This window comes from Xylophilus sp. GOD-11R (genome assembly GCF_033546935.1).
In the GTDB taxonomy this organism is placed as follows: Bacteria; Pseudomonadota; Gammaproteobacteria; order Burkholderiales; family Burkholderiaceae_C; genus Xylophilus.
In genome coordinates this window covers 4930890-4943931 of record NZ_CP137854.1, presented here as the reverse complement: position 1 = coordinate 4943931, position 13042 = coordinate 4930890, and the positions used below count along the sequence as shown (strand labels likewise).

The following is a 13042-nucleotide window of genomic DNA, read 5'->3' as shown; positions in this document are numbered from 1 at the left end:
CCGGGCTCAGCTCAGCACGACGCTGCTGAGCCGGCGGCGGTAGCTCGCCACGGTCGGGTCTTGTGGCGGCACCTGGCCGTCGGCCACCTTCACCTTGGGCGGCTCGATGATCTCCAGGATCGCGATATAGGTCTTGCGTGCCAGATCCTCGTTCCAGGACTTGTCGCGCATCAGGATCTCGAGCAGCTCGTCCATGGCCTCGGTCCAGGCCTGCGCGGCCAGCAGCACCTGGGCCCGGTCGAAACGGGCGGCGAAGTCGCGGCGGTCGGTGGCGATGCGGGCCTCGATGGCGGCGAGGTCGGCGCCCTGCGCGAAATCGTCGGCCTTCATCCAGCGCTGCAGCGCGTCGAGCCGGCGGTCGAGCGCGGCCTTGGCGATGACCGGCGCGAAGGCCACCTTGGCGTCGTCGCTGCGGCCCTGCTGCATCAGCGCCTTGACGTAGCCGAAGCGGGCTTCGTCGTCGGCCGGGTCGGTGGCCACCGCATGCTGCAGCGCTTCGAGCGCGGCCTGCGGATCGCCCTCGCCGGGCGCTTCTTCCGGCTCGGGTTCGGGCTCGGGTTCCAGCTCGTCGGCCGGCGGCACGTGCTTGTCGAGGAAGGCGCGGACCTGGCCCTCGGGCAGCGCGCCCATGAAGCCGTCGACCGGCTGGCCGTTCTGCAGCAGCACGCAGGTCGGGATGCTGCGGATGCCGAAGGCCGCGGCGAGCTGCTGCTCCTGGTCGGAGTCGATCTTGACCAGCTTGAAGCGGCCGGCGTAGTCGGCCTCCAGCTTCTCCAGCACCGGCCCGAGCGTCTTGCAGGGGCCGCACCACGGCGCCCAGAAATCGACCAGCACGGGCACGGTCTGCGAAGCGGCGATGACTTCGGTTTCGAAGTTTTCTACGGTGACGTCGATCATCGTTGTGAGATGCGGATTCAAAACGCGGATTCAAGCACGATTCGACCCGGTCGGGGCTTGCGGCGGAGGCAGCCGGTAAAATCACGCGCTCTCAAAGAGGAGCAGTGATGGACCCGGTTCAAGGTGGCGTGGTTATCGGCGTGGTGATGGGGTCCAGCAGCGACTGGGACACCATGTCGCAGGCCACCCAGATTCTTTCGCAGTTCGGCGTGCCCTACGAGGCACGGGTGGTTTCGGCCCACCGCATGCCCGACGACATGTTCGCCTACGCCGAATCCGCCGCCGGCCGGGGCCTGCGGGCCATCATCGCCGGCGCCGGCGGTGCCGCCCACCTGCCGGGCATGCTGGCTGCCAAGACCACCGTGCCGGTGCTCGGCGTGCCAGTCGCCAGTCGCCACCTGCAGGGTGTCGACTCGCTGCACAGCATCGTGCAGATGCCCAAGGGCGTTCCCGTGGCCACCTTCGCCATCGGCAACGCGGGCGCGGCCAACGCGGCGCTGTTCGCCGTCGCGCTGCTGGCCAGTACCGACACGGCCCTGCGCGCCAGGCTTGAAGCCTTCCGCGCCGAGCAAACCGCCGCCGCCCGCGCCATGGCGCTTCCCGACCAGGGCAACGTCGCATGAAGGACGCCGGACAGATCCTTCCCGGCGCGACGCTGGGAGTGCTCGGCGGCGGCCAGCTCGGCCGCATGTTCGTGCACGCCGCCCAGTCCATGGGCTATTTCACCGCCGTGCTCGACCCCGACACCGACAGCCCCGCCGGACGCGTCAGCCACCATCAGGTGCGCGCCGCCTACGACGACCCGGCAGGCCTGGCCGAACTGGCGGGCCTGTGCGCGGCCGTCACCACCGAATTCGAGAACGTGCCCGCGCCCTCGCTGGCCACGCTCGCCGAGCGCCTGCCGGTGTCGCCCGCCGCGCGCGCCGTGGCCATCGCCCAGGACCGCGCCGCCGAAAAAGCCCATTTCGTGGCCTGCGGCGTGCCCTGCGCGCCCTACGCGGTGATCGAGTCCGCCGAGCAACTGGCCGCCGTCGACGCGGCCCTGCTGCCCGGCATCCTCAAGACCTCGCGCATGGGCTACGACGGCAAGGGCCAGGTGCGGGTGGCCGATGCCGCCGCGCTGGCCGCTGCCTGGCGATCGCTCGGCGGTGTGCCCTGCGTGCTCGAACAGATGCTGCCGCTGGCCGCCGAATGCTCGGTGGTGCTGGCGCGCGGTGCCGACGGCGCCTTCGTGCACTTTCCGGTGCAGCGCAACCTGCACCGCGACGGCATCCTGGCCGTCACCGAGGTCCATCCCGGCAATATCGATGCCGCGCTGGCCGACGAGGCCGTGGGCGCGGCCCGCGCCATCGCCGACGGCCTGGACTACGTCGGCGTGCTCTGCGTCGAATTCTTCGTGCTGGGCGACGGCCGGCTGGTGGTCAACGAGATCGCGCCCCGCCCGCACAACAGCGGCCACTACACCATCGATGCCTGCGACGCCTCGCAGTTCACGCTGCAGGTGCGCACCCTGTGCCGCCTGCCGCTGGTGCAGCCGCGCCAGCACAGCGCCGCCGTCATGCTCAACCTGCTCGGCGACCTGTGGTTCGACGCCTCGGGTGAGCAGCGCACGCCCGCCTGGGCGCAGGTGCTGGCGCTGCCCGGCGCGCACCTGCACCTGTACGGCAAGCGCGACGCCAAGCCCGGTCGCAAGATGGGCCACCTGACCTTCACCGCACCCGACGCCGCGAGCGCCCGCGAAGCCGCGATCACAGCGTGCGACGTGCTGGGCATCGCCCGTTTCGGCTGAGAAAACCGCGTCCATGGTGCTCGACGGACAGGATCCCCAGGCCATCGCCCGCGCGGCGGCCCAGCTGGCCGCCGGCCATCTGGTCGGCCTGCCGACGGAGACCGTCTACGGCCTGGCCGCCGACGCCGACAACCCGCAGGCGGTGGGCGCGATCTTCACGGCCAAGGGCCGGCCGAGCGACCATCCGTTGATCGTGCATCTGGCACCGGCTACCGGCGCCGACCACCGGCCGGCCGCGCTGTCGCACTACGCCGCCGAGCTGCCCGACTTCGCCGGCCGGCTGATCGACGCCTTCTGGCCCGGGCCGCTCACCTTGATCCTGCCGCGCCGGCCCGAGCACGCCGCCACCGCCGCCGGCGGCCAGGCGTCCATCGGCCTGCGCTGCCCCAGCCATCCGGTGGCGCAAGCCGTGCTCGCCGCCTGCCTGGCGCGCGGGGTGTTCGGCGTGGCCGCGCCCAGCGCCAACCAGTTCGGTCGGGTCAGCCCGACGACGGCCGCGCACGTGGCCGGCGAGTTCGACTTCGACCTGCTGGTGCTCGACGGCGGCCCCTGCGATGTGGGCATCGAATCGACCATCGTCGACTGCAGCCGTGGCGCACCGGTGCTGCTGCGGCCGGGCGCGGTCACCGCCGCCCAGATCGAAGCGGCCTGCGGCCAGCCCGCGCTGCCGCCCGAGGCGATGCGGACCGACACGCCGCGCGCTTCCGGCACGCTGGAATCGCACTACGCGCCGCGCGCCCGCCTGCGGCTGATGGACGCCGTCGCCCTGCAGGCCGCACTCGACCTGCTCGGCGCCGACGCCGCCGCGATCGCCGTCTATGCCCGTGCGCCGCTGCGCGCCCGCTCCCAGGCGGTGCTGCATCGGCGCATGCCCGACGACCCGGCCGCGACCGCCCACCAGCTGTTCGCCGCGCTGCGTGGCTTCGACGATGCAGGCGTCAAGCTCATCTGGGTCGAAACGCCACCGGCCGACGCCGCCTGGGACGGCGTACGCGACCGCCTGCAGCGCGCGGCGGCCGGGTGAAACCATCGAGATACCGGGGCCGAAATGCCCCTCGCTACACTCCCCCCACTTTTCAGACGGAGAAATTCATGACTGTTTCCTGGTTGCGCCGCACCGCCGTGCTGACCATCGCGTGCGCATCGGCCGCGCTGCTCACCGCCTGCGGCTCCGGCACCGTCGATTCCGCGATCCGCCCGTCGCGCTTCGTGGTGTTCGGCGACGGCCTCAGCGACGTCGGCCAGACCGGCACCCGCTATACCGTCAACGACGGCTCGGTCAACATCTGGGCACAGCAGCTCGCCTCGCGCTACGGCGTGGGCCTGACGGCGGTGTCGGCCGGCGGCAGCGGCTACGCGGTGGGCAACGCCCGCGTCACCCTGCACCCGGATGCTGCCGGTGTGGCCAGCACGCCCACCGTCACGGAGCAGATCGACACCTTCCTGGCGTCGGACTCGCCGAAGTCGTCCGACCTGATCCTGGTCGGCGGCGGCATCTCCGACGTGCTGGCCAATTTCGCCGCGTACCGTGCCGGCACCATGACCAGCGACCAGGCGGTCGCCGCTTCGCGCACCGCCGGCACCGAGCTCGGCGCGCAGGTGCGCCGCATGGTCAATGCGGGCGCCCGCTATGTCATGTCCACCGGTGTCTACGACATCGGCCGCTCGCCTTTCGGTACCGCCAGCGGTCAGGCCAGCGTGCTCACCAGCCAGGTCACCGCCTTCAATACCGCGCTCGAACTCGCCATCGCCAACCTCGGCGACAACGTGCTGTTCGTGGATGCGCAGTACTACTACAACCTGCAGATCGGCGTGCCCGGCAGCTACAACTTCGACGACGGCACCACGGTGGTCTGCACCTCGGTGGACGCGGGCAACGGCATCGGCACCGGCACCGGCCAGCTCAACTCGGCACTGTGCAATACCGGCACCATCAAAAGCGGCGTCGACTACTCCAAGTTCGAGTTCGCCGACAACGTCTACTTCACGCCGGTGGCCAACCGCCAGTTCGGCAACTACGCCTACGACCGCCTGCGCCTGCGGTTCTGAGCGACCACCGTCTTCGCGACGAAGCCCGCCGGACCCCAGGTCCGGCGGGCTTTTTTCATACCTTGCCGCGCACGAAGTCGACGTAGAGCACGGTGGCGGCGGAAACCGCAGCCGCCGCCGCCGCGGTGGCCAGCATGGCGCAGGCGAACCGGCGATTGCCGCGCCCGCAACCCGGAGCGAGGTGGGAAGACCGCCGTCGGCGAAGAACGTGTCGGAGCAGCTTGCAGATCATGGGAGGCCGTTCTGTTGGAGGAGCGGCCAAACCATATCGGCGAACGGAATTTTTCCGGGCTTTGTAACGTCTCTTGCCTTTGCTACATCGGTTGACAGTTACTGCCGTGCCGACCACGCGACCAGGGCGTCGAACGCCGCGCGGGCGGCGCCGGCTTCGGGATGGTTGGCGATGGCCACCAGCACGTAGCGCCGACCGCTCGCGGTGTGCACATAGCCGGCGACCGCCGCCACGTCGCGCAGGCTGCCGGTCTTCAGGTGCGCGCTGCCCGCTCCTGCCTGGCTGCGCCGCAAGGTGCCGTCCACCCCCGCCATCGGCAGCGATGCGGCCAGGTCGGGCATGAGCGGCGAGCGCCAGGCCGACTGCAGCAATCGCGTCAGACCCAGGGCGCTGATGCGGCCGTCGCGGCTGAGGCCGGCGCCGTTGTCCAGCACCGGTGGATCGACGTCGGCGAAACGCTCCCGCCACCAGCGCCGCACCACCTCGCGCGAGGCCTCGAAGCTGCCGGTGCCGGTGGACTGCAGCGACAGCGTGAGGAACACCTGCTGCGCCATGATGTTGTTGCTGTACTTGTTGATGTCGCGGGTGATCTCCGCGAGCGTCGGCGACGCGGCACTGAAGGCCGGCGTGGAGCCGACCGGCGCGCGGCCTTCGCGCGCACGCCCCGCCAGGCGCCCGCCCATCGCGCGCCACAGGCCCTGGATGGCGCGCGCGCCGTAGTGGTCGGGATCGGCATAGGCGACCGGCCAGCTCTTCTCGCCGCATTCGGCCGGAAAGTTGCCCGCGAAGCTGATGCGCTCGGGGTCCGACAGCTCGGCCTGCAGGCCACCGCGCCAGTCGCCGCAGGCGGTGCGGGCGGGTGCCAGCGCCACGGTTTCGGGCACACGCAACCCGGCCAGCGGTGGGTCGACCAGCACCCGCGCGCGGCCGGTGAGCAGGTCGGGCACGAAGCCCAGCGTCAGTGCGCGGAAATTCACCAGCAGCGCGTCGGGCGCGGCGTTGTAGGGCTTGGTGGGCTCACCGTCGAAGGCGCCCGGGTCGTGCGGCGGCAGTACGAAGGCGCTGCGGTCCAGCACGATGTCGCCGGCGATGTTCTTCACGCCCATCGCCTGCACCCGGCGCAGCAGCAGCCAGAGGCGTTCCAGCACCAAGGACGGGTCGCCTTGCCCACGGATGTACAGGTCGCCCTGCAGCGTGCCGTCGGTGTCCACCGGCCCGCCGAAGGTGACCGGCGTGTTCCAGCGGAAGGTCGGCCCGAGCAGGTCGAGCGCGGCATACGTGGTGACCAGCTTCATCACCGAGGCCGCATTGACGGGCTGGTCGGCCCGCCAGCGGATCAACGGTGCGCCACCCTCGGCCGGCGCCACCATCACCGCCAGTGAATCGGCCGGCAGGCGGGCGCGCTGCAAGGCGGCTTCCACTTCGGCGGGCAAGGGCGTCTGCGCGATGGCGGGCAGGGCGCTGACCATCGCCAACAAGGCGGTGAAGGTCGCTGCGATACGGCGCAGAGAAGAAGACGGACGTGGACGAAACAGGGATCGAAGCGAAGGGCGGTTCATCGAGGGTTCGGTGCGTGCGGGGCGACGGTCAGTCTAATCATCGGACGCGGTGGCTCGTGCGGGCGGACGCCGCGTCGATAATTTGCGCATGACCGCTGCCCATCGTCTCCTTGCCTTCGACACCAGCACCGAGCAACTTTCCGCCGCGCTGCTCGCCGGCGGCGTCGTCACGCAACGAAGCGGCCCGGGCGGCGCGCAGGCGTCGACCACGCTGATCCCGATGCTCGAAGACCTGCTGCGCCAGGCCGGCCTCGCCTTCGCGCAGCTCGACGCGGTGGTGTTCGGCCGGGGGCCTGGCTCCTTCACCGGCCTGCGCACGGCCTGCGCCGCGGCACAGGGCATCGCCTACGGTGCGCGCGGTGCGGCCCGGCCGGGCGGGCTGCCGGTGCTGCCGGTCGATACGCTGGCGGCGGTGGCCGAGTCGGCGCGGCTCGGCGGTGCGGGCGAGCGCATCGTCGCCACGCTCGACGCGCGCATGGACGAGGTCTACGCACAGGCCTTGCAATACGACAGCGTCAGCGCACGCTGGATCGCGGTCGAGGGGGCGGCCCGGCTGTACCGGCCGGAAGACCTGCCACTGCCTGAAGGCTGGGTGCTCGCCGGCAATGCCCGCGCGGCCTATGGCGAGCGCCTGGCCGGCGCCGCGCCACAGTCGGTGCACCTGTTGCCGGACGCGGCCGCGCTGCTGTCGCTGGCGCCGGGGCTGATCGCCGCCGCCGGCCTCGTCGACGCCGCGCAGGCACTGCCTCTGTACGTGCGCGACAAGGTCGCCAAGACCACCGAGGAGCGCGCCGCCGAGAAGAAGGCGCAGGCATGAGCGCGCTGGCCGACTTCACCGAGGCGCATTTCGAGCCGATCACCGTCGAGTCGCTGCCGGCCATCCTGCCGATCGAGCAGGACGTCTACACCCATCCCTGGACCGCCGGCAATTTCGCCGACTCGCTGCGCGCCGGCTACCAGGCGCAGCAACTCGTCGCCAGGGGCCGGGTCATCGGCTATTTCGTGGCCATGAAAGGTGTCGACGAGGTGCACCTGCTGAACCTCACCGTCGCTGCCGAGTTTCAGCGCCAGGGCTGGGCACAGGTGCTGCTGGACGCGCTGGCGCTGTGGTCGCGCGGGCAGGGCGCGCTCTGGCTCTGGCTGGAGGTGCGCGCCAGCAACGAACGCGCTCAGCAGGTCTACCAGGCGCACGGCTACCGCCGGGTGGGTCTGCGCAAGCGCTACTACCCCTCGTTCGGCCCGGAGCGCGAGGACGCCATCGTGATGAGCCTGCGCCTGTGGTCCTGAGGGCATTGCCGCGCCACCGATAATCGAGCGGTGACTGCCGAAACCTCGACCCTGCTCCTCGACGACCGCCGACGCGCCATGCTGCGCGAGATGGGCGTGCAGGTCTGGCTGCCGCGGGCCGTGCCCGTAGCCGATGTGGCGGCGGCACCGGCCCCTGCGGCCGTCGCCGAAGTGCCCGTCCAGCCGTCGACCCGGACCGAAGCGCCGCGTGTCGCCGAACCGCCGCCGGCCGTCGTCGCTCGCCAGGCGCCACCGCCACCGGTGGCCGCGCCGGCTGCCACGAGCGTTCCGTCCAGCGTTGCTTCCACTGCTTCCACCGTCTCCAACGCCGTATTGCGAGGCGACTGGCTGGCCCTGTCCACCCCCGAGGGCGACGATCCGCAGGCCCCCGTCTGGCTGCTGCTCGTCGACAGCCCCGGCGCCGACCCCCGCGTGGGCGACGCCGGTCGCCTGCTCGACGCGATGCTGCGTGCGGCCGGCCTGCACCGGGGCGCGCGCGTCTGGGCGGCTGGTGTCGGGCGGGCCGGCGAGCCCGGGCAGGCGCTCGACGAAGCGCTCGGGCAGGCCATCGTGGCCCGCAAGCCGGCCATGGTGCTGGCGCTCGGCCGGCTGTCCGCCCAGGCCGCTCTGGGGCGCAACGAGCCACTCGGCAAGCTGCGCGGCACGGTACACCGCCTCGAAGGCGCACCGCTGGTGGCCAGCTACGAACCGGCCTGGCTGCTGCGGGCGCAGGACGACAAGGCACGCGCCTGGGAAGACCTCTGCCGGGCCCTCGCGGCAGTGGCCGAGCCGCGTCCGTAAAATCGGCGCCATGACTTTCCTCGACCAGCTGCGCGACGCCGAGCGCAAAAACGGCTCGATGCTCTGCGTCGGCCTCGATCCCGAACCTTCCCGTTTTCCCGGCGCCTGGAAAGACGATCCGAGCAAGATCCACGACTTCTGCGCCGCCATCGCCGAGGCCACCGCCGACCTCGCCATCGCCTTCAAGCCGCAGATCGCCTATTTCGCCGCCCACCGCGCCGAAGACCAGCTCGAGCGGCTGGTCAACACGCTGCAGCGCGTGGCGCCGGGCGTGCCGGTCATCCTCGACGCCAAACGCGGCGACATCGGCTCCACCGCCGAGCAATACGCCCGCGAGGCCTTCGACCGCTTCGGCGCCGACGCGGTCACGCTGTCGCCCTTCATGGGCTTCGATTCGGTCGAGCCCTATCTGCGCCGACCGGGCAAGGGCGTGTTCCTGCTGTGCCGCACCTCCAACCCCGGCGGCGACGATTTTCAGGCCCAACGCCTGGCCGACGTGCCCGGCCAGCCGCTGCTCTACGAGCACATCGCCCGGCTGGCACAGGGTCCGTGGAACCGCAACGGCCAGCTCGGCCTGGTGGTCGGCGCGACCTACCCGGCGGAGATCGAACGGGTGCGTGCCCTGGCCCCGACCGTGCCGCTGCTGATTCCCGGCGTGGGCGCGCAGGGCGGCGATGCCGCCGCGACCGTCAAGGCCGGCTGGCGTGCCGATGCGCCGATCGCGGTCAATTCGTCACGCGCCATCCTGTACGCATCGAGCGGCGCCGACTTTGCCGAGGCGGCTCGCGCCGTGGCGGTCTCCACCCGGGCGGCGCTCGCGCAGGCGCGGCGCTAGGCGGCGACAGCCGCGGCCGGCGTCAGTCGTCGCGGTGCCGGCGATTCGGACTGTGCCCGGGCGTCGTGCAGGACCCGCCTACGCGATACGCGTTGCGCCGCCCAAATACCGTATTGGTCCATAAGTACCGTTGAGTGTTCGCTCACTTCGTTCCACCATGGGGACATGAGCAATACTCACACCACCGAAGCGCAGCATCCGGTCAGCCAGGCCGATGCGTTCCAAACTCCAGCCGAACAGGCGCCGTATCGGCAGGGACGTCCGCCGCCGGCCTGGATCGCGCCGAGTGCCGTGGCGGCGGCGGCGCTGGCCGCCTGCGGGGGCGGCGGCGATCCGTCGATGGCCGACACGATCGCTCCGGGCCTCCGGCAGATGGGCGCGGCCCTTCCGCCGGCCGGACTCCAGGCGGTCGCGTCGACGACGTACGCCGGCGGTGCTGCCGGCCCGCTGGGTTACACGCGGCTCAACATGGTCCCGGCCGACGACCGCGACGCCAGCCGTTTTCTGCAGCAATGCCAGTTCAGCGCATCCGATGCCGAGATCGCCAAGGTCCGGGCCCTCGGCTACGCGGGCTATCTGGCCCAGCAATTCGACGTGATTCCCACGATGACCACCTTCGCCTGGCTGAACCAGCGGGGGTACAACGCCATCGACTCCCGGTTCTTCCACTTCACCCCTTACCAGGCCGACTACGCGATCTGGATGAACATCTTCACGACCAACGACGTGGTCAGAAAGCGGGTGGCACTCGCGCTTTCCGAGATCTTCTCGGTCTCGATCAACGGCACGGGCTACTACTGGCCGTCGCATGCGATGGCGAACTGGTGGGACACCCTGTCGGCGAACGCGCTGGGCACCTTCCGCACGTTGCTTGACAAGGTCTCGCTCCACATCGCCATGGGCATGTACCTCAACACGCGCGGCAGCCAGAAGGAAAACGACGCTGGACGCCAGCCCGACGAAAACTTTCCCCGCGAACTGATGCAGCTCATGACGATCGGCCTGGTCATGCTCAATGCCGACGGCACGCCGATCACCTCGGGCGGTGTGCCCCTGGAAAGCTACACGCAGAGCGACGTCACCAACCTGGCGCGCGTCTTCACCGGCTACGGCTACAACTGGGCGGCCAACACCTATACCCCCTACAACAATCTTTCGGTGCCGAGCACCACGTTCATCCGCCTGCCGATGGCGATGGATCCGAGCCTGCATTCGCCACTGGCGGCCAATTTCCTCGGCACCTCCATTCCCGCCGACACCGATCCGGCCCTGGCGCGGAAGATCGCGCTGGACACCCTCGCCGACCATCCCAACGTGGGTCCGTTCATCGGCAAGCAACTGATTCAGCGGCTGGTCACGAGCAACCCCAGCCCGGACTACGTGGCACGGGTGTCGGCTGCATTCGCCGACAACGGCAAAGGCGTGCGTGGTGACCTCGCGGCGACCGTCGCCGCGGTTCTTCTCGACGACGAAGCACGTGGTGCGCAGGGGCTCACCAGTCCCACCTACGGCAAGCTTCGCGAGCCGATGTTGCGCATAGCGCAATGGGGGCGCACTTTCGGCTTCAACTCGGCGCGCGGGAGCTGGAAGATGTACGACACCTCGTCCACCACCCTGTTGGCACAGAGCCCGTTGCGGGCCTCCTCGATCTTCAACTTCTTCCGTCCCGGGTACGTGCCGCCGGGTACCTCTATCGCCGACGCCGGCATGGTCGCGCCCGAATTCCAGCTGGTCAACGAAACGACCGTCAGCGGCTACATCAACTACCTCGTCACCCTCTTGCGGTACGGCGTCTACGTCGCCGCGCCCAATCAACCCGAGCCCGGCAACAACGCCACGGACGGCTTCGACCTCGCCGCCAGCTATGCGGCCGAGATCCCGATCGCCCACGATGCCGCCGCGCTGGTGGCACGGCTGAACCTGCTGATGGCCGCGGGCCAGCTCTCCAGCGACACGGTCGATCTGATCGTGACCGCGCTCAGCGCAACGCCGCTCAGCGCGAACAGCTCTACCGTCAGCAAGCGGTCGCGCATAGCAGCGGCACTTTTGTTGATCATGTCCTCGGCCGAATACCTGGTGCAGAAATGAAAACTCCTTCCATTCCGGCCGCCTCCACAGGCAGCACGCAAGTAACCGCCGAGACTTCGCGTCGCGACTTCCTGAAGCACTCCGGCAAGGCCGCCCTGGGTGGCGTCGCGCTGCCGTTCGCGTTCGATCTCGCCGGCATCGGCGAAGCCGCCGCAGCCACGGCGTCCGACTACAAGGCGCTGGTCTGCGTTTTCCTGAGCGGGGGCAATGACTACGCCAACACGGTCGTGACCTACGACGACGACAGTCACGCCAAGTACTACGCGATCCGCGGCGAAAGCGGTTTCACCAAGGCGGCCCTGGTGCCGACATTGCTCACGCCGGCCTCGCCGCTGCCCGACGACCGCCAGTACGCCCTGCATCCCGCCATGACGGGCATGGCCACCTTGTTCAACACCGGCAAGGCCGCCGTGCTGCTGAATGTGGGCCCGTTGGTGATGCCGATGACCCGCGCCCAATACAGCACCGGCGCCCGGCCGGCGCCGCCCAAGCTGATGTCGCACAACGACCAGCAGTCGATATGGCAGTCGTCGGCGCCGGAAGGTTCCCGTGTCGGCTGGGGCGGTCGCATCGCCGACGAGTTGATCACCTCGAACGGCAATCCCGTATTCACCTGCATTTCGGCGGCAGGCAACGCGGTCTTCCTGTCCGGCCGGGAGGCGGCGCAATACCAGGTCAACACCTCGGGGGCGGTGCCGATCCAACCGATCAAGACGGCGCCCTACAACCTCAGTGCGGTGAAGGCCGCTCTGGCCACGCTGATCCAGCAGCCGCGAACCCATCAGCTGGAGAACGAATACAACCGAGTGACCAAGCGGGCCATCGCGACCGAGACACTAGTGGCCGCCGCGATCGGCCCCAGCAGCGTCGTGCACACCGTCTTTCCCACGAACAATGCGCTCGGCGACCAACTCAAGATCGTGGCGCGGCTGATCAACGCGCGCGGCAGCCTCGGGCCGGCCTCGCGCCAGGTGTTCTTCGTCTCGCTCGGCGGATTCGACCTGCACGACAACATGGCCGCCCAGCAGCCGGTGTTGCTCGGCCGGGTCAGTGCGGCCCTGGAAGCCTTCTATGCCGCGACGGTCGAAATCGGCCTGGCCGACCAGGTCACCACCTTCACCGCTTCCGATTTCGGCCGCACGCTGGCGATCAACGGCAACGGTTCCGACCACGGCTGGGGATCGCACCACTTCATCCTTGGCGGTGCGGTGAAAGGACAGTGCTTCTACGGCACGGCACCGCCGGTGAGCGTCACCAACACGGCGGCGGCGGAAGACCAGTGGCACATCGGCCAGGGCCGCCTGCTGCCCAGCACCTCGGTCGACCAGTACGCGGCGACCCTCGCGCGCTGGTTCGGCGTACCTCAGGACCAGCTCACGACGGTGTTGCCCAACCTGGCGAATTTCGGCACGGAGGCGGGCCGCCCCGACTACCCGCGCGACCTGGGCTTCATGCAGTCGCCGCCGCCGCCGCCGCCCTGAGCATCGCGCGCACGCACGGCGCGG

At 70.1% G+C, this 13042-nt stretch carries 13 protein-coding genes; 10 read left to right on the top strand and 3 right to left on the bottom strand.

Features of this window, described 5'->3' with window-relative positions:
• Window positions 1-6: 6 nt before the first annotated feature.
• A complete protein-coding gene (trxA, locus tag R9X41_RS22845; RefSeq protein WP_318632720.1) occupies window positions 7-897 on the bottom strand; it encodes a thioredoxin in 891 nt (296 codons plus the stop codon).
• Window positions 898-1004: 107 nt separating this feature from the next.
• On the opposite strand from trxA, the gene purE reads away from it, so the two are divergent.
• The 4 genes from purE (at window position 1005) to R9X41_RS22825 (ending at window position 4735) form a co-directional block, all read left to right on the top strand.
• On the top strand, window positions 1005-1520 hold the full coding sequence (gene purE, locus R9X41_RS22840) for a 5-(carboxyamino)imidazole ribonucleotide mutase (RefSeq protein ID WP_318632719.1): 516 nt from the start codon (window positions 1005-1007) through the stop codon (window positions 1518-1520).
• Window positions 1517-2686, top strand: coding sequence for a 5-(carboxyamino)imidazole ribonucleotide synthase (locus tag R9X41_RS22835; RefSeq protein ID WP_318632718.1), 1170 nt, complete (start codon window positions 1517-1519; stop codon window positions 2684-2686). Before purE ends, R9X41_RS22835 begins: the two co-directional genes overlap by 4 nt.
• A gap of 13 nt (window positions 2687-2699) precedes the next feature.
• A complete protein-coding gene (locus tag R9X41_RS22830) occupies window positions 2700-3710 on the top strand; it encodes an L-threonylcarbamoyladenylate synthase (RefSeq protein WP_318632717.1) in 1011 nt (336 codons plus the stop codon).
• Window positions 3711-3778: 68 nt separating this feature from the next.
• Window positions 3779-4735: an SGNH/GDSL hydrolase family protein gene (locus R9X41_RS22825; protein ID WP_318632716.1), complete on the top strand. Its 957-nt coding sequence runs from the start codon at window positions 3779-3781 to the stop codon at window positions 4733-4735.
• A gap of 55 nt (window positions 4736-4790) precedes the next feature.
• On the opposite strand, the gene R9X41_RS22820 is transcribed toward R9X41_RS22825, so the two are convergent.
• Window positions 4791-4967: a hypothetical protein gene (locus tag R9X41_RS22820; RefSeq protein WP_318632715.1), complete on the bottom strand. Its 177-nt coding sequence runs from the start codon at window positions 4965-4967 to the stop codon at window positions 4791-4793.
• A gap of 98 nt (window positions 4968-5065) precedes the next feature.
• On the bottom strand, window positions 5066-6526 hold the full coding sequence (gene dacB, locus R9X41_RS22815; protein WP_412556640.1) for a D-alanyl-D-alanine carboxypeptidase/D-alanyl-D-alanine endopeptidase: 1461 nt from the start codon (window positions 6524-6526) through the stop codon (window positions 5066-5068).
• Window positions 6527-6614: 88 nt separating this feature from the next.
• Between dacB and tsaB the strand changes: the two genes are divergently transcribed.
• From tsaB to R9X41_RS22785, 6 genes are all read left to right on the top strand, one after another.
• Window positions 6615-7343, top strand: a complete 729-nt coding sequence (tsaB, locus tag R9X41_RS22810; RefSeq protein ID WP_318632714.1) for a tRNA (adenosine(37)-N6)-threonylcarbamoyltransferase complex dimerization subunit type 1 TsaB — start codon at window positions 6615-6617, stop codon at window positions 7341-7343.
• On the top strand, window positions 7340-7813 hold the full coding sequence (gene rimI / locus R9X41_RS22805; protein WP_318632713.1) for a ribosomal protein S18-alanine N-acetyltransferase: 474 nt from the start codon (window positions 7340-7342) through the stop codon (window positions 7811-7813). The genes tsaB and rimI overlap by 4 nt, the downstream gene beginning before the upstream one ends.
• Before the next feature lie 30 nt (window positions 7814-7843).
• Complete coding sequence (locus tag R9X41_RS22800) at window positions 7844-8614, top strand: uracil-DNA glycosylase family protein (RefSeq protein ID WP_318632712.1); 771 nt, start codon at window positions 7844-7846, stop codon at window positions 8612-8614.
• Window positions 8615-8624: 10 nt separating this feature from the next.
• Window positions 8625-9449, top strand: coding sequence for an orotidine-5'-phosphate decarboxylase (gene pyrF, locus R9X41_RS22795; RefSeq protein ID WP_318632711.1), 825 nt, complete (start codon window positions 8625-8627; stop codon window positions 9447-9449).
• 165 nt (window positions 9450-9614) lie between these two features.
• Window positions 9615-11537 carry a DUF1800 domain-containing protein gene (locus R9X41_RS22790; protein WP_318632710.1) on the top strand — a complete coding sequence of 641 codons (1923 nt, stop codon included), beginning with the start codon at window positions 9615-9617 and terminating at the stop codon, window positions 11535-11537.
• The gene (locus R9X41_RS22785) at window positions 11534-13018 is read left to right on the top strand and encodes a DUF1501 domain-containing protein (protein WP_318632709.1); all 1485 of its coding nucleotides are present in this window, start codon (window positions 11534-11536) and stop codon (window positions 13016-13018) included. The genes R9X41_RS22790 and R9X41_RS22785 overlap by 4 nt, the downstream gene beginning before the upstream one ends.
• Window positions 13019-13042 lie beyond the last annotated feature (24 nt).